Genomic DNA, 16,929 nt, shown 5'->3' on the forward strand with positions numbered 1-16,929 from the left:
CCATGCTGCTCGGCGCGGTGGCTGCAGCGCCGTTCCCGAGCCCGGCCAACACGATTGTCTTCTTCGTCGTCTGGATTCTTGCCGCGTTTGGCCCCTCCGGCTACCTCGGCCGTAAGTCGAAGAAGGAAGCAGACGCAATCGCGAAACATGAGCGAGAGATCGTGAGGCTCTATGAGAAGTTACTTGATGTGCAAGACCCTGCACTTGAGGAACGTCTGACGATAGCCGCTCACCAACTGGTTGCCCTGTCCGCAGAGTTGAGCGAGCTACAGGTGATGGCGACGCACCGAGCCGAGGTCATCGAGCAGCTCAAACAGCAGGCCCATCATGCACGACTGCAGTCGGAGTCGGATCAGAACCTGGCGGCGAAGTACCAGCGGGCAGCGGAGGGTATGCGTGACTACCTCGAAGTCCAGGCGGACGACTTGGACAGCCGCCAGCGCCGTACACAGTGGTTCTTCTATGTGCTGGCGTCGGTGACCGGTTATGCCGTGGGCCTGTTGACAACTTGGACATACGAGCTCATGTCGAAGTAGCTCAGGTACGGCGAGCCGCCTTCACCTCGACATCGACAAGTTGGGGCAGACGCGGCCCAGGCCGGCCCCGCGAACGGCGACGCTCCACCTCCACCTCCAACAACTCCCGCACATTCACCAAGCCCCCCGCCTCCCCCCGCCGGCGCGCCCTCGGCAACCCAGTCGAAGCATCCACCACCAGACACCGGAGACGACCAGCATTAACCCACCGGCCCAACGTCGAACGATCAACACCAGCACGAACCGCAGCCACCTCAAACGACACCCACACACCAACCAGCATGCACCAGCACCAGGACACAGCACAGCAGAGCAAGGCAGGGCAGCACAGCGACGCCAAGTGCACCCCGGCCCCCCTCCCCCCGGGGGGTGGGGGGTCGGTGCGGCCGGAGGAAAACGGGAAGGGCTCCACACGCGTGCCAGCGTGTGGAGCCCTGAGCGCGTTAGCGCGGTGAAACTAGATGCCCCTGGTCAACCTCACCTGGAGCCCGCGAAGCTCGCGACGGATCGCCATGTCGCTGTTTCCGATGATGGCGCGGAGTCGCTTCACCTCTTTGCGCGCTTCCACGGCGTAAGGCGAGTTGGACGCCACCTTGCGTCGGCAACGATCCTCCGTCACCTCCTGCAGTTCGTGCGCCGCCACGTGGGCGGCGATGAGCGGCGTCGTGATCGCCTCATGCCAGAACATGGCGGCGTTCTCTACGCCCTGGCAGTGCGACGGGCCGAACTGAACCACCACGTTCCGGGGTCCGTCCTCCGGCGACTGGAGGAGGACGGCAACCGGGATGAACAGCTCCGCCATAAGGAGCGCGTACAGCTCCGCCGTTTCCTCGATGAGGTCGTTCGTGGGGGTCGTGTTGTACGGCATGGGGTTTGCCTTTCTGGCTGTGGGTTGGTTGGGAGGGGAGCCAGGCCACGCGGGTACGTGGCCTGGCTTGGGGGTGCTACTCGGACGCCTGCTCGGACGTCTGCTGGGCCTTGACGGCGTCGAGCATGGCGCGCATGGCAGTCACGTCGAGCCCGTTGTCCTCCGCGACCTTGATAGCGGCCGCGAGGTTCTTGACCTGCTCCTCAAGCTGCTTTCCGGCAGCTTCCCTCTGAAGGGCCTTACGCGTGGCCTCACGCTCCGCGACGACCCGATCCATAGCCTGCGGGTCGGCCGCCTTGAGCCACTTAGCCAGGTCCGGGACGGACACCCCGGCAGGCTGGGCGAGAGGGTGTTCCGCGCCCACGTTCAGGAGGTGCATCCCGACGTGGCGGAGGGTGGTGAGCCGCGCGACCGCCTTTGTCCGCTTCTGGGTGAAGACGAACCTGTCAGGGAAGTCGGGAAGGTCGGGAACGTCGATCAGGTCTTCCCCGATCAGCGCGTCTCCCTTCAGCTCCCCGAAGTGGTGGACGGCGACCAGGGTCGCGATGGACGGGCGCATGCCCCCGACGAACGACCAGTAGTTCGCCGTGCCACGGGAGCTGCCCCCCTTGGGGGTCTCCGCGCGGGTGAGCCACGCGAACACGGGGATGAGCGCGTTCACCTGGTCGGGGGTGAGGACGGTCTCAGGGGTGGTGGTGTCGGTCGTGTTCTCAGCCATGATCAGATCTCCTGAGTCTGGGTGTCGCTCTGGGTTGGGTTGGTAGTGGGGTCCGGCAAGCGCTTTTGCTTGCGTGAATGACGGGCCGCCCGCCGGACAAGCCAGATGCCCGTTCCGGCTGCTGCCACGGTCACGATTGCCGTGATCAGCATGGGGAGGGGGATCGGGTCATCCCCGCCCACGGGGGCCGCGTTGGGGGTGGCGGGTGCGGGGGTGTCGGGCACGCACGCCACGCCCGGAATCGGGGGGGTGGCGCACGCTGCTACCGGCATCTGTACGCCCGTGTTGGCCGCCGCCGTGGTGGGCGCGCTACCCGTGATGGCGGGCAAGCCAGGTGCGGGTGTGGGGACCGCCGGGAGGGGGCCCGTGGTCACGTACGACACGGACACGGACGGGCTTGCCGTGGCGGTCGCCGTGGTGGTGGCCGTGGCGGTCGTGGTGGCCGTAGCCGTGCGGGTGGCCGTGGCCGTGACGGTCGCCGTGGTGGTGGCGGTCGCCGTGGCCGTGGTGGTGGCCGTGGCCGTGGTGGTCACGGGAACCGTGACGGTCGGGCCCGTGGTGACGGTCTCAGTCACGGTGACCTCAGGCTCAGGTGTGACGGTCGTGGGCGGGTCTCCCCCACCTACGGGGGACGCGCCCCATGCCGCCGCCACGGGGGCGAGTAGCGCGATCATGAGGACGGCACACACCAAGGTGGCCACCCCCCGCGCTTGTCTGGTGTTCATGGCTAAAGCTTATAGGTCGTTTCGCTTTCGGTACAACCACCCTCCGGTGCGCATATGCCCAGGTGGCAGACGTTGTGGCCTGGCCTCACGCCCTTTTCCCCTCTCCTCTCCCTACCTCCTCTTGCCCGCTTTCCCTTGTAGGGCCCTGATTTGCCCGTGGAGCGTTTTTGATCATGTCCCTAGTGGTTCTGGTCGGATCCATCCCGCTAGCGCTTCAGCTTGCGTCTCAGCGCGTTCTAGGGGGGTCTGGGTGGGTTCCGAACGTGCGGGTCCCGTCGTGGGGGAAGACCATCAGCGACGAGGAGAGATCACCGGGGTCGTGTCCGCGGCTGCAGGTCGCGCAGTGGTCGAGGTCTCCGTCTCGGGTCCAGCCGAAGGCGGCGGATGCGGTTCCTCGTGCGTCGTTGATGCTGGTGGGTGCGGTGATGCCGCAGACGTTGGCGCAGCCGTCGCAGGCGAGGACGATGGTGTGGATGCTCATGCCTGCTCTCCGGTGGTGGCGGGCCGACCGAGGGCGCGTTCTGCGTGGGCGCGGTGGGCGGCGTACTGCTCGGGGGTGAGTTGCTGCGTCTGGCTGCGGATCTTGATGACGGCGTCGCGGACGCGGAGCCGGCTGCTGGTGTCGTCCCTCGCGGCGAGGAGCGCTTGGAGGACGAGGTGGGCGTTCCAGGGGCAGCCGACGAGCTCGGCGAGGACTTGGTCGAGGTCCCAGTCGGCGCGCATCTCGGTGAGGAGTGCGGCGAGGGGGCCGTAGGCGTGGCGGAGGGTGGGCTTGTCGTCGTGCTTGGCGTGGGCCATGGGGGTCCTTCCTGTGTGCGTTATTGCTTGCGTGAGCTGTCGTGTTCCTGGGTGCGTGATCTTGTCCCCTTCCACGTTCATGTGTACGGCGGGATCCATATATGGACATAGTGAAGGGATAGCTAGTAGGGATAGGGGCCCCCGCTAGAACGTGACCTAACTCGCGGTTAGGTCACGGTCTGAGCGTGACCTACGGGCCACGCTCAGACGTGACCTAACTCCCCCCGATTCCATGATCGTTTAGGAGTTATCCACAGGCTCTTCCCGAGGGGTTTGGCCACGGTCAGAGCGTGACCTAACCGGCGCCGGGGGCAGCTCCACCGACGCCGGCAACAGCGGCAGGTGGTAGTCCACCGCGTGCCCCCGACGAGCGAACACCGGCCTGCCGAGCTTGTCCGTGTCGATCTGTATCCGCACCTCGACCCCGCGAGCCGCGAGCCGCTTCAACGCGTCGCCCAGACCCCGCTCGCCGAGCCCCGTCCGCATCTGCAACGTCTCCGTCAACGTGATCTTCGTGCCGTCGTCCCTGCGGTCCCCGCGATGCCACAGCATCCGCCGCGACCCCTTGTGCGCCCGCTCCGCAATGATCATCAGCACCAACCGGTCCGACGCAGGCATCCCCTGAGCAGCCGGAGAGCCCAGCCACGCGGACACCTCCCCGACCAGGCTTTCCGCCACCACTCCCCCTGTCGCGCATCATCGTCCTTGAGGGAAGGGCGGTCATATCAGCAGGTCCACACCATAAGGCCAGCGGTTTCGCTGGCATCGACCATCTGTCACGTCAATCCTCCTAACTCCGTCCCGGCTTCGGCGGGCGCCCCGTCACGTCGTACAGCTGCCGCTGGCTCGGGTCCGACAGCACGGCGTACGCCTCCGTCACCTTCTTGAAGCGCTCCTCCGCCTCCTTGCTCGGGTTGATGTCCGGGTGCAGCTGCCGGGCCAGCCGCCGGTACGCCTTCTTGATGTCGTCCTGGCTCGCGGCCCGCTCGACCCCGAGCACCCCGTACAGGTCCAGCACGGGAGTCGCCGGCCGCTGCACCCGACCACCACCGCCACCCCCAGGAGGAGGAGGCGTCGCCCTCCTCGGCCGCGGCTTGCACGTCGCGACGTGCGGCATCATCAGCTTCTCGTGCGGCGCGCGAGGCCTCTGCGTGGTGACGCGACGCGACCGCAGAACCCCGGTCACGTCGCGCCACACCGCCGTGTTGCCCGCCGGATGCGGCTCCGGGTCGACGGCGAACGGCAACCCGGACTCCGTCTTCGTCCACCGCACCGGCTTGCCACACCCGGGCCGGCCTCCCCGGCCCAGGCACGGCTTCAGGTCAGCCCTCGAAAACACGCCGCTCCCCCAGCGTTGTGATCTCGGCGAGCACCTCCAGGCGGCACGAGTGCGGCTTCTCCACCAGGAAGCACAGGGGGCAGCGAATCTCACCGTGCGCCACGTCCTCCACGTGGTACTGGCACAGCGGGGTCTCGCCCGCGTGCTCGTGGACGCAGCCCAGCAGCAGCACGATCACCACTTCGTGGCGGCACTGCGCGCCGTTGTCCATGATGATGCACCTGCGCACCTCCGGCTCCCCGGCGTCGAGCAGCTGCGCCACCTCCTGGTCGAAGCCGACCTCCTCCAGCACACTGGTCACCGCTGCCCCTCCTCTCGGTGGTCCTGCAGCTGCTCGGCGAGCAGCACCCCGTGGCAGCCGTTGCACAGGCACAGCACGACGACGATCGGGCCCATCGTCACGGCGCTCACGGTCGTATCGCCGACCTGGCCGCACCGGTTGCACGCCGACCACGCGTCTTCCGAGAACCACGAGGTGAAGCACGGCAGGCACCTCATCACGCCCATCTGCGACAGCGAACCGAACGTCGGCCGAGGCGATCCCAGGTGTTCGCACCTGCGCGGGTCGCCCAGGTAGGCCCTCAGGAAGTCGTCCGCCACCTGCTCGATCCACCCGCTCGGGCTGTTCACCGTGCCCTCGCGGAACACGCCAGCGGCGAAACGGCCCGCCTCCGCAGCCGCGGCGTCGATCTGGTCCTGCAACGGATCCATGTTCATACTGCTTCCTCCTCGATCACTTCCAGGCCCCGCCACCGCGCGTACGCGGCGGTGCCGGCCGCGCCGCGCGACTCCGGGTGAAGGTGTGCCAACATTCCTCGCCTGCCAGCCGCGAGCAGGGTCCGCTCGACGATCGCGCCGTTGCGGTAGTGGCCGGCCGCCTTGTCCAACTCGGGAAGGTGTCACGGCGCGGGCAGGCACTCCACGGTCACGCCCGGCGTGCCGATGGCCCAGTCGTAGGCGTGCATGTCGCCGCCGCTCGGGCGGCGCTTGTCCGGGTCGAACCCGACGATGAGCCGCAACGCGCCGACGTCGTCGCGGATGCGCGCCAGGTCGGCCTGCACCTTCTCCCGGCGCGCGCCCCGCCACCCGGTGTAGCCCAGGGTGAACGGCTCGGGGTCGGACCAGGCCGTCAGGTCCGCGTGGAAGTGACGTACGGCGCGCTCGGCCATCTCTGGCGACACCCCTTCCTGCTGCAGATGCCGGTAGAGGTTGCGGGCCAGAGCCTGCCCATGGTCGGAGCTGATTCTCGGCCTCGGGGTCGTCATCCGCCGCCGCCCTTCCCGCCCCTGCCGAACCCTCCGCGCTGGACGACGGTTCCCTTCCTGGTGACGATCCGGGCGTCCTTCGGCCGCACCGTGGTGCCGCCCCGCACAACCGTGCTGGACCGGCCGCCGCCGTACACGTACACGTACGCGCCGTGGGAGTCGCCGCTGCAGCGGTGCTCGTCGACCACCAGGTAGCTGCCGTCCGGTTGCGGCTTGGCGAGCACGCAGTCAGCTGTCACCTCGTCGCCCGAGCAGGCGGTGGTGACAAGAGCCGAGATAGCGACGACCGCGCCGACCTGGACCACACGTGATCTCTTCACTTCTCACCGCCGAGCTGGGCGTGGATCCGCTCAATGAGCGCCAGGTCCTCAGCGGGAGTGATCCAGAGGTTCTCGACGTGGCAGCGCGCGAGCTGCACGAGGCTGCGCAGGTCCTCGGCCGACACCTGCACCTGGTCGACGCTGCCCGGCGGCGTGGTCGCCGCGGCGTCGGCTGGCAGCAGCTCGGCGAGCGCGAGCGGCCACGACGTGAACTGCACCGCCCGGTCGTCGAGGTAGGCCAGCGCGGGGAGTTTCCTCCGCGTCACCAGCAGCGCACCTCGCTCCGTCCAGAACTGCGTCGGGTCGCCGGGGTACTCAACCTGCACGTCGAATCCGCGCTGCACGAGCCACGGAGCGACGTCCTGCGGCGACCGGGACGTGTGGATGAACACCGCGTAGTGCTGCATCAGCGTGCGGAGCCCGTCGAGCGCGCCAGGCACCGGCTCGTCGTAGATCGTGCCGTCGAACCATCCCCGGCTGTAGCGGTGAATCACTCCGTCGAAGTCGACCGCGATGGTCCTGTTCATGACGCCTCCCACGACACGGCCTCGTCCACGATGACCAGGGTCGGCCGGACCCCCTGGAAGCTGGTGTTGTTCTTGGCGGCGGTGTGCGGGCCGAAGTGCCAGTAGGTGTCGCAGGGGAAGGCCCGCATGTTCCGGCCCGGGTGGAGCTGCCGGGCCGCGGCCTTGGCCCGCTTCTTGGTGGCGTAGCGGACGCGGCCGCACTCCTTGCAGTAGCCGAAGTGCCGGTCGGCCTCGATCGGCGTGAGCGCCTGACGTCTCCCCCTCATCTGGCTTCCTTTCCCGCCAGCGATTCCGCTTGCGTGTTTGTGTGCCGGTAGAGGCTGCGCTCCAGCGCGTCGAGGGTCACGCCGAGACGCTCCGCGACCAGCTGCCGCCCGTTCTCCTCCCGCAGCGACCACCCCTGCTGCTGGGAGATCCACAGGGCGTCCTCGACGAGGGCGCTCCCATTCCTGGCCGGGGTGTAGCCGTCGAGCGTGCCGCGCTTTCTTCGCTGTTTGTCGCACGCTTCGCACAGGGCACGGCCTGGCTTCACCGGCCGGCTGCACGCGGCGAACTCGCACAGCACCGCTGACCAGTCCGGCAGTGCGTCGGGGTCGTCGATGTTGACGGTCTCCCACGCGGCTGGCGGCGCCCACCGGTTGCGCTGGGCTCGCTCCTTGGCCCGCTTGGAGGCGGTAGTGGGGGGCGGCGCCTGCTGCTGCAGGTCCACGTAGACGGCGGCGATCTCGTGGGCGAGGCTCGCTGTGATCCGTTGCCCCTTCAGGACGCGGGTGATGTTGGCCCAGGCGTCGCCTCGCCTCGCCGCGACCTGCCTGCCGACTTCTTCGCCAGTCCAGCCCGCCGTGGCGAGCGCCTGGACGCGCCGCCGGGACCCGGTCGAGTCCAGCAGGAGGGCCCCGTTGATGGGGGCCACCGCGAGGATCTTCCGTTCGGTGGCCGGCAGGACGGTTGCGCGTGCACCGTGCAGGATCTTCCAGATGGAGGTGTAGTCCATGGACGCTGCCTCGGCGATCTCGTGGATGCTCATGGTGCGGCGCAGCAGCTGGAGATGCCGGATCACGGGGGCGATGTCTCGACGCGTCTTGATGCCGAGCCGGTGCGCCTTCCGCTGCCGGGTGCTCGCCTTCACGCGGCGAGCCTGGTCAACTGCCATCGCCACCGCCCCCCACGGTGGTCCGGGTGTCGATGTCCTCGACCCACGCCGTGATGACCGCGGCCGACTGGATCAGGCCCGCGCGCAGGCTGGCCAGCTCGTCAGCGGCGAGCGCGCCGTACACCTGCTCCAGCAGGATCGACGGCCACGACTTCAGCTCGGGGTCGGCGTTGATCTGCCGTTCGGCCTGGGCGAGCAGCTGCAGGTACTGGAATTCCTCCCGGCTGTAGGTGGCGTGGTCGGGGTACTGCTGCTGGCCGTGCTCGCGGTGCTGGCGTTCCCGTACGGCCAGGACTTCGCGCACGATGGAGGCCCGCACGCGGGCGTTGGCGAGCCAGTCGCCCGGCTTCACCATCACATGCCTCCGGTGGACGCGATCGCCAGGCCGAGCACCATCGCGCGGGCGCTGGCCAGGTCCGCCGCCGTCACTCCGTGGCCCTCGACGACCGTGGCCTTGTCGCCGCACTCCACGTAGTGGCGGGGCAGTTGCGTCGGCTTCTTCTTCTGCCGGACGACGCGCTTGCCGTCGATCCGGCGGGCCCGCTTCTTCTTGCGGTTGCTCGGGGGGTTCTGCTCATCCATGGAGTCGCTCACGTGCTTGTTTCCTTCCGTTGGTGGGGTGGGTTTCTGCGACGTCACTCGTCGCCGGTGCGCTCGAACCGGGCGCGGTGGGCGAGGAACTCCGCCCTCTGCCGCTGCCAGCGCTGGACCGCCCGCCTGCGCTGCAGTTCCTCGGCGAAGCCGTCGACGACGACCATCACGACGAACGCGACGCCGATCGCGCCGATGGGGATGAGCACGTAGCCGACCGGCGCCCACGCGAACGCCAGCGCCGACAGCGCGGCCGTGAGGGCGGCCCACACGACCAGGACAGCAAGGGGTCTCACAGCTGTTTCTCCTCTCGATACGGAACAGGGGTGTGCTGGTCACGGCCCCTGCCGTGACCAGCACACCCCCTCACGGACAGCCTGCTAGGCGCTGGCCTGCAGATATCCGGGTGGCGGGGTGTCCCGCTGGGTGACGCGGTCGTCGTCGGCCTGGCTCAAGACCCAGGCGAGGATGGCGAAGGCCGCGAGGGCGAGCAGCACGCCGATGGCGACGAAAAACAGCGGCTTCACCGTGCAGCGCTTTCGGCGCCGGTGCCGGCCGCGACCCCCGCTTCGGCGTCGAGGCCGATCACTTGGGCGTACGTCCACGCGCCGACCAGCGTCGAAGATGCCAGGTCGCCGCAGCGGTCGCACCGCTTGAGCACAGCGGTCTGTTCTGGCAGGAACGGACCGTGCCTCACCGTGCACACCGCGACCGGCGACCACCGGCACCGGTGGTTGCGCTGCGAGCTGGACAGGTAGCTGGCCACGATCAGCCCGCTAAGGACGGCGACCACGCCGCCGACGACGAACGCGGCGTCCGGGATCCCGATCACTGGTCACCTCCCACCCCGGCGAGGGCGAGAGCGGCGGGGCCGCCCTCCTGGTCTCCCAGGAGGGCGGCCACCACCTCAACCGTCAGGTGGGCGCGGAGGGGCTCCAGCGCCTGCTGCAAGGCGGTGATGGTCGGTAGCTCGACGTCGTCCTGCCCGATCTGCCAGACGATCGTGTCGTGCCGGTCGCGGCCGTACGCGGTGAACGTGCGCCGCTCGGGGTTCCAGGCTGCATGGACTCGCAGCCCGGCCCACCCTCGGAACGTGCGGTACTGCATCAGTTCGCTTCCGCCCGCTTCTCCGCGACGAGGCCGAGGAAGCCCGACCCCGGCGTGAACTTGGGCTTCCACGTCTCGGGGACGTTGACCTCGGAGCCGTTTCGGGGGTTCCGCGCCGTGCGGGCGGGCCGCAGGACGGCCTCGAACCGGCCGAAGCTCATGAACACGACCTTCTTGCCCTCGGCCACCTTCTCCTCGATGGCGTACAGGGTCGCCGTGACGGCCTTCTTCGCGGTCTTCAAGTCGAGGTCGGTCGCGTTCGCGACGAGCTCGGCGATGTCGTCGAGGTTGGCGGTCTTCTTCGTGCTGATCTTCATCTGTCCTTCTCTCTGCTTTCGCGGTGGTTCGAGGGTTAGCGGCCCGGCGCGGCCGCCGGAGGCCGCGCGGGCGGGTGGAACGCGGTCGTGCTCGACATGGGCGCGCGGGCGTCGCCGCCGTCGACCACGGGCTGCAGGTGGCGGGTCTGCTCGGGCGGGTTGAGATCGGCGATGCCGCTGCCGGAGCAGTTGGGGCAGCCGTTGCCCTGGCAGGTGGGGCAGGGTTTGGTGCTGATCGGGTGGCAGGGCGCGTCCTGCCGGTGGACCATGGACGGCGCGGCCGGCGAGCCGCACCGGCACGGCTCGTGCTTCGACGTGGGCTTGGGCGCGGGCTTCGCGGCGGGGACGGGCTGCGTGGCCGGTGCCGCTGAGGCGGGAGCGGGGGCGGGCTGGGCGGCGGGAGCGTGGTTGTGCGCGGCGGCCAGGCGGCGCTGCTCCTCTCGGTTCTCCAGCCACGCGATGCGGGCCATCAAGTCGCGGAAGGCGTGCTCGGCCGCCTCCGCGATCTTCTTGTAGATGATGACGTCTGCCTTGAGCGCGCCCAGGTCCGTCGTGGACGTGGGCAGCCGGTAGGCGCCGATCGACAGAGCCGCCTCCTCTTCGTGCCGGATGTAGCCGATCCGGTCGGTGCTGAGGTGCTCGGACTCCACGTAGAGAGGTCGCATGTCGGTCTCCTTTGAAGAGGGGTTGGGTGCCCGGCCCTGGGGGAGGGCCGGGCGGCCGAAAGTCAGTTGGTGGCCTGCTCGGCGCGGGCCTGCTGAATCTGCGTGATCATCGCGTCGTAGGTGGCGACGTCGCCGCTGGCCGCTTCGAGCACGTCGATCGCGTCCTGCATCTGCTGCAGGGTGGGCGGCGCTGTGGTGTCGACGTTCTCGCCGGTGATGATGCTGATGTCCCTCAGCACGTCCTCCCGGTCGGTGATGCTGAGCTGGCCGAACAGGTTCAGCAGGTGGGTGCGCAGCTTGGCCGGGTCCTGCTCCTGCTGGGCGGTGGCCTGCTTGGGCTTGGTCGGGTTGACGATCGGCATGCTCTTGAGCCGCTTCATGACCTGGTCGGCTTCGCTTTCGGTGAGGTCCGCCGTCGATTCGACCGGCCGCTTCACCGTCTCGGTCAGCCACGCCGCCTTGGCGGCCCGATTCGCCGCGGTGCTGCCCTTGCCGGTGGCGGAGGCGATGCCGCGCTCCCCGATCATGATGTTCATGCGGGTAAGGCGTTCCTTCGCCACCGGCTGCTTGCCCGAGTCGTCGTCGTCCTCGACCACATCGCCGTCCACGATCTCGTCGTCCGGCGGCACCGGAACGTCGTCCGCGCTGCGGCCGGCGGGCGGCTGCACCGTGGGCGTCTCATCCGTGGGCGGCTCGGGCTGGATGTGCTTGAGGAACGCTTCCAGCTCGGCGGCCGTGGCGTCCTCAATGCGGCGGCCTCGGGAGAAGTCCGCAAAGGTGCGGTGCAGGGCGTCGATGTCGCCGCCTTCCCAGGCGGTGACGATCTCCTTCCACAGCTCGGCCAACCGGTCGATCTCCTTGGCGCGCTTGGCCGCCTCCGCCTCGATCTCCTTGCCCCTGGTCATCCAGACCTCGCGGTTGATCTTGGCCTGCCGCCACAGCTCGGTCACGGTCTCGCGGGTCCGCGCGGCACGGATCGCCGCGATGTAGTCGATCTGTCCGGGCTGGCCAGCCTCGATCGCCAGCCGATCCTCCGAAGGCCCGGCGCCGAGCTCGGCATGCTCGGGCGCGGCGGCCATGATGCGTGCTGCGGCCCCCATGGAGGTCATGCCACGCAACGCGATCTCGACCTTGGTGTAGAGCTTGAGCTTGCCCTTCTCCCTGGTCTTGCCCGGGACAAGCCACAGGCTGACCGGCACGGCGACCCTGTTCCCGAACATCGCCTGAAGCATGTCGACGAAGCCGGGCAGCTCCGCTCCTGCGTTCGCGCCCTTGGTCTCCAACAGCCACACCCCGATGTCCTGAATCTCGGGAATCCAGATGTTGAGGCGGGAGTGCAGCTTGCACGCCTGCTGCGACGGTGCGTTCTCCCAGAACCGCGGCCCCCACTGCGCCTTGCAGACGCAGGGCCGTCCCAGGTTCTCGACGGTTTCGCCGTTGCAGCGGGCTTGCCTGCCGCCCCGGCTCCACTTCTCGTACGCCTGGTCAAGGGGGTCACGGTGAGGCGGGATGATCGCGTCGAGGGACGTCAGTTCCTCGTTCATGAGCCGCCACTGCATGCCGCCGTCGCCCTGCGGCTTCCACTGCTCGACCGTGCCGCCGTAGATGTCGGCGAGCTGCCGGATGAAGTGCTCGAACTCGGAGGTGGGGATGAAGAACTCCGACGCCTTCGGCCTGCCTTCGAACGTGCCGAGGCGGATGCGACCAATCGTGCGGAGCCGGTGCTGCCGGTCGATGATGCGGCCGCCCATCAGGCTGCCTCCTCCTTGATCTCGTCGGTGGGGTCGTCGTCGGCCAGGGTCAGCGGCTCGCCGATCACGTTCTTGGCCAGGCCGGTGTTGAACTCGGCCACCTTGCGGATGGTCTGGAAGATCTCGTACATGTCGTCGCCGCAGCGGGCCGGATAGAGGTTGTAGCCCTCCGGCCTCAAGTGCAAGATCACGCCCACGTCGTGGCGGGGCGGCAGCTTGATGCGCGTCCCGTCGCGCTCCCACCCCCACGGGGCCATGCGGTACGCGGCCATCTGCAGGCCGGCCTCCGCGTAGACGCCGTGAACGGAGCCGTCGTACGTGGTCCCGTTGAGGGTGCCGCCGGTGTTGTGCGTCGGGATCATTTCCTTGCCGCAGAGGTAGGTGCGGTTTGGCGAGTTCACGGCGATGCACTTCGTGGGCACGGTCAGTGTCTGCTCGACGCTGACGATCATTCGGCGTGAGGCTCGGGTGGTGCTGGGCACATTGACCAGTTCCGCCTTGCGGGTGAGCCGGAACGGGTTGATTCCGCGCGGTGTGAACGTGACCAGGTAGTGCTTGCCTGCCTTGAAGCCGGTGTGGTTCATCTCGAACATCACGACCCGTTGTCCGAGGGACAGCAGGAGTTCCCGAATCGAAGACGCAAACTCCTTGGAGGCGCTGACGATTTGGGCGCACTTCCTCCGCTTGTTCCACGTGCCATCGGTGTCCATGAGGCCCTGCAGCAACGCGAGACGCTGTTCCTTGCTGGAACGCAGGTAGGTGGCGGGGATGTGCTTGTTGCCGAACAGGTCGAGCACTCGCAGATCAAGGACCAGGCCAAGAACGGTCCGGACAGGACATCCGCCAGGGCGGGACAGCTTCTGCTGCGGCCCTACGGTGTAGCCGCAGGCTTCGATGTTGTCGAAGATCTCCTGGTCTTGGCTGGAAATCTCACCGCTGGTGTGCTTCCCGTCGCCGAGCCAGCAGCCCAGGACGTACGGCTCGATACGGAGCGCGGCCTGGGGAATGTTCAGCGGCTCGGCCACAGGCACCCGATGGTGAGTCTTGCCGTACGCCTTGAGCGTCGCGGCGACCTCCACCGTGGAGTGGACGCCGAACTTCTTCCACTGCGGGTGACCGCTCTCCGTCCACCACAAGTGCTCGTCGTCACAGATGACCGAACTGCCGTCGTCGAAGGTAACGCGGTAGCAGTCCCGGTAGTGGACTTCGGAGACCTCGGTGACGGTGCATGGCCGCCCGTCCGAGTCGAACAACGTGTCTCCAACCTGGACGTCCTTCATCGTCGTCCACCCGGTTGGGGTGGGCAGCGGTGTGTCCAGCGCGAGGCCCTTGGTGTCACCCGGGAAGATGGTGTCCTCAGGGACGCCGAGCTTCCGCGCGAGCGGCACCGACCGGAACAGGTAGTCGAGCGTCCCGCCGTACGGCTCGTCGTAGTTGGCCACCACCATCTCCGACGCCTCGAAGTCGATCTCCCATTCGGTGACCCACCGGTTGAAGTGGAAGATGTACGGCCGCAGCTCCTCGTTGGCCAGTAGCCGCACCGGCGCGGGCTCGCCCAGGATCCTGCACTCGACCAGCTTGTGGACCGCCTTCCCGACATCGGCCCGCTCGTCCTTGCGCCGGTTGGGCTCCTGCTTGAGCCATCGGATGAACTGCTCCCGGCCTTCCTCGGTGCGGGAGGCGGCGAGCATGTCGATCACGTTGTCCATCGCGGTTTCGGCCGTGACCTTGGCTGCCCAGTAGACCAGCGCCTCGTGCGCGGACCCCTGGTTGAGGATCGTCGTCACCGACCGCAGTAGCACGCCGGTCGCGGGGTCCTTGTAGAAGCCGGACTTGGAGCGGCGCGGGATGCGGGCGGTCAGGATCGGCGCGCCGGAGCCGGTGCACGGCAGCACGTCGCGCTTGTCCGTCTTGTGCTTGCGCATCCGGCCGTTCTTGTTGACCCTCTGCAGCTTGCCCGTCTTCTTGCACTCTTCGCCGGGGCAGGGGTACAGCTCGGGGAACACCTCCTCGGCGGCGTCCTCCCAGTCGCTGGCGCTCTCGTCGGCCAGTTCGTCCGCGGCGGAGACGGCGAGTCGGCTCACTTGCGGCCCTCCTGCAGCTTGAACATGGCCTCGGCGTACTCGGCCGCGTGCTGGCCGCCGGGCCACGGGGTCTTGCGGGGCTCGCCCGCCTCGATGCTGACGCGCACACCGGCGGCGATCTCGATGAGGGTGTCGGCGTGCCGGCTGGCGTCCTCGTGGGAGTGACCGTCGTCCAGGAGGAAGTCGATCAGCATCCGCCGGAGGGCGCCGTAGGCCGGGCAGGTGATGTGCTCCGCGGCGTGCAGGGCGATGAGGGCGTACCCGCGCCGGAACGGCAGGTCAGGGGCCTGCTCTTTGTCGCTAGCAAGAGTGCTTGCGTTTACTGTCATGGTCGTGGGTCTCCGTGGAGTCCGTGGGTTGGTTAGGGGACGAGGACGGTTTGGGTGGACCGTCCCTTGGGGGGTGACTCTTCATCGCGCAGGGCCAACTCCGCCTCCTCGATGCGGGCGTTGAGTTTGGCCAGTTGCCTCTCCGCCATCTGCAGGGCCTTGCGGGTGGCGGCGAGCCGCTGTTCGGCTTCCGTGAGTTCACGGGCGACGAAGTTCCGCATCATGTACTCCGTCAGGATCACGCGGGGGATGCGGTAGCCGCGCTTGCCCGTGCGGATGAAGCCGAGCTTGCGGTCTTGCAGGAGGTAGAGGACTGCGCGGTCCGTTACGCCGAGCACCTTGGCGACATGCCGGACCTCAAGCATGTGCTGGTCGGTCGGTACCACGGCGTCGATGAGGTCGCCGACGATCTGCTCCGGCGTCTCTGCCGTTGTTGCGCTGGTCATGGGCACCTCCCGTGCGTTCGCGATCTTCGTTGAAGATCAACATTTGCTGACAAAGCGACCCTACTCGGTTATTCGCGAAATTCAAGCTTGCTTCGCGAAGTTGCGCGAAGATTCGAGAAGTTACTGAGAGTGACGGATATTTCGCGAAACGCCGATACATTCGCGCACCGAGCTGGTACGGTGACGCCGTGACGCACAAACTGAAGATCAGTGCAGAAACAGAAGGAGCCTCATCGCTATGCCATCGACCGCGCCCCAGGAAGCCCCCCTGCCGGAAGACGTCGCCCTCATCCAGCGACGACGCACCGATCGAGGGCTCGAAAGTCCTCTAAGCATCTCCCGCTGCGCCGAGATGCTCCGCACGTATACCTCTCAACCCTTCAGCGACCGCACCTGGTCCTCCTACGAGCAAGGCAAGCGCCCCATACCCGACCGCGAGTACGTCCTGATGGCCCTCGTCGTCGGCGCCACCCCCGAGGAAGTCGCGGCCGCCGGCCGCGACCGAGCCAGCGAGCTGCTGCGCGGGGAGCTCGATCGGCGCAGCTCGCCTGCGGGCGCGCGGGCCGCCGAGCGGATCGAAGCCGCGATTGCCCAGATCGAGGGCCTGCCCTTCAGCGAGGAGACCAAGGCCGAGATGATCGAGGTGCTAATGCAGCAGGTAGACGCGCTGCTGGACCTGCACACCAAGCAGATCGACATCATGCGTCAAGAGCGCCCCTGATTTGGGACGCCAGGTGCCGTTATATTGCGGACACCTAAACCGTAGGGAATTAGATAAGTTTCCTTGTCAACCAAAGCGGCGTGGTGCGCGTCCATGGCTCTCACCTAGGGATTTGCGCACCATGGCCTCTCGCGGTGTCGCAGTGGCCGACATTGGCCATGACACATTTCGGTCATGGTTTTCACTGGACGAATCGGACGTGAAGGTTTACAACATTCTTTTGTTGTTACCCGTTCCGCCGTGTCCGTAGGGGCCGAAACGGCCCTCCGTCGTTGGAACGGTTCAAGCCGTTATCCCACCGCAACATTTCGGAGTGAACCTCACATGTCCTTCGCACGTCGCCTGCGTCTCCCCGCCGCCGCCCTCGCCCTGACGCTGCTCCTCGCCGGAGCCACCGCCGCGAACGCCGACGACACCGCGCCGGCCACCACCGCCACCACCGCCACCACTGGCACCACCACCACCGAAACCACGGCCACCGAGACGGTCACCAACCCCGACGGCAGCAAGTTGATCACTGAAACCACCACCACGAAGTCCGTCACCGTGACCGTCGTCCCGGCGCCGACCTCCACCACGAACCCCGACTCCTCCGGGCCGACCGAGTCGACCAACGCCACCACGGGCGGCATGTAGCAGGCCGGCGACCGGCCTGACCAGCAGAGGCGG

The 16,929-nt window shown here is 67.8% G+C and carries 29 protein-coding genes and 1 pseudogene; 3 read left to right on the forward strand and 27 right to left on the reverse strand.

What is annotated here, in order from left to right; all coding sequences use genetic code 11:
• Positions 1 to 2 precede the first annotated feature (2 nt).
• On the forward strand, positions 3 to 536 hold the full coding sequence (locus B0I32_RS16335; RefSeq protein WP_146178184.1) for a hypothetical protein: 534 nt from the start codon (positions 3 to 5) through the stop codon (positions 534 to 536).
• Positions 537 to 993: 457 nt separating this feature from the next.
• On the opposite strand, the gene B0I32_RS16340 is transcribed toward B0I32_RS16335, so the two are convergent.
• From B0I32_RS16340 to B0I32_RS16460, 27 genes and pseudogenes are all read right to left on the reverse strand, one after another.
• A complete protein-coding gene (locus B0I32_RS16340; RefSeq protein WP_106239729.1) occupies positions 994 to 1,404 on the reverse strand; it encodes a hypothetical protein in 411 nt (136 codons plus the stop codon).
• 76 nt (positions 1,405 to 1,480) lie between these two features.
• Complete coding sequence (locus tag B0I32_RS16345; RefSeq protein WP_106239731.1) at positions 1,481 to 2,122, reverse strand: hypothetical protein; 642 nt, start codon at positions 2,120 to 2,122, stop codon at positions 1,481 to 1,483.
• A 2-nt stretch (positions 2,123 to 2,124) separates the two neighbouring features.
• Positions 2,125 to 2,847: a hypothetical protein gene (locus B0I32_RS16350; RefSeq protein WP_146178185.1), complete on the reverse strand. Its 723-nt coding sequence runs from the start codon at positions 2,845 to 2,847 to the stop codon at positions 2,125 to 2,127.
• Between the two features lie 226 nt (positions 2,848 to 3,073).
• Positions 3,074 to 3,328 (reverse strand): hypothetical protein, encoded by a 255-nt coding sequence (locus B0I32_RS16355; RefSeq protein ID WP_106239736.1) that lies wholly within the window; start codon positions 3,326 to 3,328, stop codon positions 3,074 to 3,076.
• Complete coding sequence (locus B0I32_RS16360) at positions 3,325 to 3,645, reverse strand: hypothetical protein (RefSeq protein WP_106239739.1); 321 nt, start codon at positions 3,643 to 3,645, stop codon at positions 3,325 to 3,327. The genes B0I32_RS16355 and B0I32_RS16360 overlap by 4 nt, the downstream gene beginning before the upstream one ends.
• Positions 3,646 to 3,885: 240 nt before the next feature.
• The gene (locus B0I32_RS16365; protein ID WP_146178186.1) at positions 3,886 to 4,323 is read right to left on the reverse strand and encodes a phospholipase D-like domain-containing protein; all 438 of its coding nucleotides are present in this window, start codon (positions 4,321 to 4,323) and stop codon (positions 3,886 to 3,888) included.
• A 121-nt stretch (positions 4,324 to 4,444) separates the two neighbouring features.
• Positions 4,445 to 4,663, reverse strand: a pseudogene (locus tag B0I32_RS59855) (DnaJ domain-containing protein); the annotation flags it as partial.
• A gap of 304 nt (positions 4,664 to 4,967) precedes the next feature.
• Complete coding sequence (locus B0I32_RS16375; protein WP_106239745.1) at positions 4,968 to 5,285, reverse strand: hypothetical protein; 318 nt, start codon at positions 5,283 to 5,285, stop codon at positions 4,968 to 4,970.
• Entirely contained in the window at positions 5,282 to 5,701 is a 420-nt protein-coding gene (locus B0I32_RS16380; protein ID WP_146178187.1) for a hypothetical protein, read from the reverse strand. The genes B0I32_RS16375 and B0I32_RS16380 overlap by 4 nt, the downstream gene beginning before the upstream one ends.
• On the reverse strand, positions 5,698 to 5,871 hold the full coding sequence (locus B0I32_RS57695; protein WP_181307454.1) for a hypothetical protein: 174 nt from the start codon (positions 5,869 to 5,871) through the stop codon (positions 5,698 to 5,700). Before B0I32_RS57695 ends, B0I32_RS16380 begins: the two co-directional genes overlap by 4 nt.
• A 12-nt stretch (positions 5,872 to 5,883) precedes the next feature.
• Positions 5,884 to 6,249 carry a hypothetical protein gene (locus B0I32_RS16385; protein WP_146178188.1) on the reverse strand — a complete coding sequence of 122 codons (366 nt, stop codon included), beginning with the start codon at positions 6,247 to 6,249 and terminating at the stop codon, positions 5,884 to 5,886.
• Positions 6,246 to 6,569, reverse strand: coding sequence for a hypothetical protein (locus B0I32_RS16390; RefSeq protein ID WP_106239753.1), 324 nt, complete (start codon positions 6,567 to 6,569; stop codon positions 6,246 to 6,248). The genes B0I32_RS16385 and B0I32_RS16390 overlap by 4 nt, the downstream gene beginning before the upstream one ends.
• Positions 6,566 to 7,096: an HAD family hydrolase gene (locus B0I32_RS16395; RefSeq protein ID WP_146178189.1), complete on the reverse strand. Its 531-nt coding sequence runs from the start codon at positions 7,094 to 7,096 to the stop codon at positions 6,566 to 6,568. Before B0I32_RS16395 ends, B0I32_RS16390 begins: the two co-directional genes overlap by 4 nt.
• Positions 7,093 to 7,362, reverse strand: coding sequence for a hypothetical protein (locus B0I32_RS16400; protein ID WP_106239759.1), 270 nt, complete (start codon positions 7,360 to 7,362; stop codon positions 7,093 to 7,095). Before B0I32_RS16400 ends, B0I32_RS16395 begins: the two co-directional genes overlap by 4 nt.
• The gene (locus B0I32_RS16405) at positions 7,359 to 8,225 is read right to left on the reverse strand and encodes a hypothetical protein (RefSeq protein ID WP_106239760.1); all 867 of its coding nucleotides are present in this window, start codon (positions 8,223 to 8,225) and stop codon (positions 7,359 to 7,361) included. The genes B0I32_RS16400 and B0I32_RS16405 overlap by 4 nt, the downstream gene beginning before the upstream one ends.
• Positions 8,226 to 8,238: 13 nt before the next feature.
• The gene (locus B0I32_RS16410) at positions 8,239 to 8,604 is read right to left on the reverse strand and encodes a hypothetical protein (protein WP_106239763.1); all 366 of its coding nucleotides are present in this window, start codon (positions 8,602 to 8,604) and stop codon (positions 8,239 to 8,241) included.
• Positions 8,604 to 8,843, reverse strand: a complete 240-nt coding sequence (locus tag B0I32_RS16415; protein WP_106239765.1) for a hypothetical protein — start codon at positions 8,841 to 8,843, stop codon at positions 8,604 to 8,606. The genes B0I32_RS16410 and B0I32_RS16415 overlap by 1 nt, the downstream gene beginning before the upstream one ends.
• Positions 8,844 to 8,884: 41 nt before the next feature.
• Positions 8,885 to 9,136 carry a hypothetical protein gene (locus B0I32_RS16420; RefSeq protein WP_146178190.1) on the reverse strand — a complete coding sequence of 84 codons (252 nt, stop codon included), beginning with the start codon at positions 9,134 to 9,136 and terminating at the stop codon, positions 8,885 to 8,887.
• A gap of 84 nt (positions 9,137 to 9,220) precedes the next feature.
• The gene (locus B0I32_RS57700) at positions 9,221 to 9,367 is read right to left on the reverse strand and encodes a hypothetical protein (RefSeq protein WP_181307456.1); all 147 of its coding nucleotides are present in this window, start codon (positions 9,365 to 9,367) and stop codon (positions 9,221 to 9,223) included.
• Entirely contained in the window at positions 9,364 to 9,672 is a 309-nt protein-coding gene (locus B0I32_RS16425) for a hypothetical protein (protein ID WP_106239769.1), read from the reverse strand. The genes B0I32_RS57700 and B0I32_RS16425 overlap by 4 nt, the downstream gene beginning before the upstream one ends.
• Positions 9,669 to 9,947, reverse strand: coding sequence for a hypothetical protein (locus B0I32_RS16430; RefSeq protein ID WP_106239772.1), 279 nt, complete (start codon positions 9,945 to 9,947; stop codon positions 9,669 to 9,671). The genes B0I32_RS16425 and B0I32_RS16430 overlap by 4 nt, the downstream gene beginning before the upstream one ends.
• Positions 9,947 to 10,264 carry an HU family DNA-binding protein gene (locus B0I32_RS16435; protein WP_106239773.1) on the reverse strand — a complete coding sequence of 106 codons (318 nt, stop codon included), beginning with the start codon at positions 10,262 to 10,264 and terminating at the stop codon, positions 9,947 to 9,949. The genes B0I32_RS16430 and B0I32_RS16435 overlap by 1 nt, the downstream gene beginning before the upstream one ends.
• A 35-nt stretch (positions 10,265 to 10,299) precedes the next feature.
• A complete protein-coding gene (locus tag B0I32_RS16440) occupies positions 10,300 to 10,929 on the reverse strand; it encodes a hypothetical protein (RefSeq protein WP_106239775.1) in 630 nt (209 codons plus the stop codon).
• Between the two features lie 62 nt (positions 10,930 to 10,991).
• A complete protein-coding gene (locus B0I32_RS16445; protein ID WP_106239777.1) occupies positions 10,992 to 12,680 on the reverse strand; it encodes a recombination directionality factor in 1,689 nt (562 codons plus the stop codon).
• Positions 12,680 to 14,764: an LAGLIDADG family homing endonuclease gene (locus tag B0I32_RS16450; protein WP_106239779.1), complete on the reverse strand. Its 2,085-nt coding sequence runs from the start codon at positions 14,762 to 14,764 to the stop codon at positions 12,680 to 12,682. Before B0I32_RS16450 ends, B0I32_RS16445 begins: the two co-directional genes overlap by 1 nt.
• Positions 14,761 to 15,093: a hypothetical protein gene (locus tag B0I32_RS16455; protein ID WP_106239781.1), complete on the reverse strand. Its 333-nt coding sequence runs from the start codon at positions 15,091 to 15,093 to the stop codon at positions 14,761 to 14,763. The genes B0I32_RS16450 and B0I32_RS16455 overlap by 4 nt, the downstream gene beginning before the upstream one ends.
• 32 nt (positions 15,094 to 15,125) lie before the next feature.
• Positions 15,126 to 15,539: an excisionase family DNA-binding protein gene (locus tag B0I32_RS16460; protein ID WP_106239783.1), complete on the reverse strand. Its 414-nt coding sequence runs from the start codon at positions 15,537 to 15,539 to the stop codon at positions 15,126 to 15,128.
• A gap of 238 nt (positions 15,540 to 15,777) precedes the next feature.
• Here B0I32_RS16460 and B0I32_RS16465 point away from each other — a divergent pair, with 238 nt between their 5' ends.
• Positions 15,778 to 16,260: a hypothetical protein gene (locus B0I32_RS16465; protein WP_106239785.1), complete on the forward strand. Its 483-nt coding sequence runs from the start codon at positions 15,778 to 15,780 to the stop codon at positions 16,258 to 16,260.
• Positions 16,261 to 16,584: 324 nt separating this feature from the next.
• Positions 16,585 to 16,896 (forward strand): hypothetical protein, encoded by a 312-nt coding sequence (locus B0I32_RS16470; protein WP_106239787.1) that lies wholly within the window; start codon positions 16,585 to 16,587, stop codon positions 16,894 to 16,896.
• Positions 16,897 to 16,929: the final 33 nt, after the last annotated feature.

The sequence above is a fragment of the Nonomuraea fuscirosea genome (genome assembly GCF_003001935.1).
GTDB lineage: Bacteria > Actinomycetota > Actinomycetes > Streptosporangiales > Streptosporangiaceae > Nonomuraea > Nonomuraea fuscirosea.

What these genes read in the sequence shown, in the direction of transcription:
- B0I32_RS16335 (WP_146178184.1), top strand. Translation starts at nt 3, where the DNA reads ATGCTGCTCGGCGCGGTGGCTGCAGCGCCGTTCCCGAGCCCGGCCAAC.
- B0I32_RS16340 (WP_106239729.1), bottom strand. Translation starts at nt 1,404, where the DNA reads ATGCCGTACAACACGACCCCCACGAACGACCTCATCGAGGAAACGGCG.
- B0I32_RS16345 (WP_106239731.1), bottom strand. Translation starts at nt 2,122, where the DNA reads ATGGCTGAGAACACGACCGACACCACCACCCCTGAGACCGTCCTCACC.
- B0I32_RS16350 (WP_146178185.1), bottom strand. Translation starts at nt 2,847, where the DNA reads ATGAACACCAGACAAGCGCGGGGGGTGGCCACCTTGGTGTGTGCCGTC.
- B0I32_RS16355 (WP_106239736.1), bottom strand. Translation starts at nt 3,328, where the DNA reads ATGAGCATCCACACCATCGTCCTCGCCTGCGACGGCTGCGCCAACGTC.
- B0I32_RS16360 (WP_106239739.1), bottom strand. Translation starts at nt 3,645, where the DNA reads ATGGCCCACGCCAAGCACGACGACAAGCCCACCCTCCGCCACGCCTAC.
- B0I32_RS16380 (WP_146178187.1), bottom strand. Translation starts at nt 5,701, where the DNA reads ATGAACATGGATCCGTTGCAGGACCAGATCGACGCCGCGGCTGCGGAG.
- B0I32_RS16385 (WP_146178188.1), bottom strand. Translation starts at nt 6,249, where the DNA reads ATGACGACCCCGAGGCCGAGAATCAGCTCCGACCATGGGCAGGCTCTG.
- B0I32_RS16395 (WP_146178189.1), bottom strand. Translation starts at nt 7,096, where the DNA reads ATGAACAGGACCATCGCGGTCGACTTCGACGGAGTGATTCACCGCTAC.
- B0I32_RS16400 (WP_106239759.1), bottom strand. Translation starts at nt 7,362, where the DNA reads ATGAGGGGGAGACGTCAGGCGCTCACGCCGATCGAGGCCGACCGGCAC.
- B0I32_RS16410 (WP_106239763.1), bottom strand. Translation starts at nt 8,604, where the DNA reads ATGGTGAAGCCGGGCGACTGGCTCGCCAACGCCCGCGTGCGGGCCTCC.
- B0I32_RS16430 (WP_106239772.1), bottom strand. Translation starts at nt 9,947, where the DNA reads ATGCAGTACCGCACGTTCCGAGGGTGGGCCGGGCTGCGAGTCCATGCA.
- B0I32_RS16435 (WP_106239773.1), bottom strand. Translation starts at nt 10,264, where the DNA reads ATGAAGATCAGCACGAAGAAGACCGCCAACCTCGACGACATCGCCGAG.
- B0I32_RS16440 (WP_106239775.1), bottom strand. Translation starts at nt 10,929, where the DNA reads ATGCGACCTCTCTACGTGGAGTCCGAGCACCTCAGCACCGACCGGATC.
- B0I32_RS16445 (WP_106239777.1), bottom strand. Translation starts at nt 12,680, where the DNA reads ATGGGCGGCCGCATCATCGACCGGCAGCACCGGCTCCGCACGATTGGT.
- B0I32_RS16455 (WP_106239781.1), bottom strand. Translation starts at nt 15,093, where the DNA reads ATGACAGTAAACGCAAGCACTCTTGCTAGCGACAAAGAGCAGGCCCCT.
- B0I32_RS16460 (WP_106239783.1), bottom strand. Translation starts at nt 15,539, where the DNA reads ATGACCAGCGCAACAACGGCAGAGACGCCGGAGCAGATCGTCGGCGAC.
- B0I32_RS16465 (WP_106239785.1), top strand. Translation starts at nt 15,778, where the DNA reads ATGCCATCGACCGCGCCCCAGGAAGCCCCCCTGCCGGAAGACGTCGCC.
- B0I32_RS16470 (WP_106239787.1), top strand. Translation starts at nt 16,585, where the DNA reads ATGTCCTTCGCACGTCGCCTGCGTCTCCCCGCCGCCGCCCTCGCCCTG.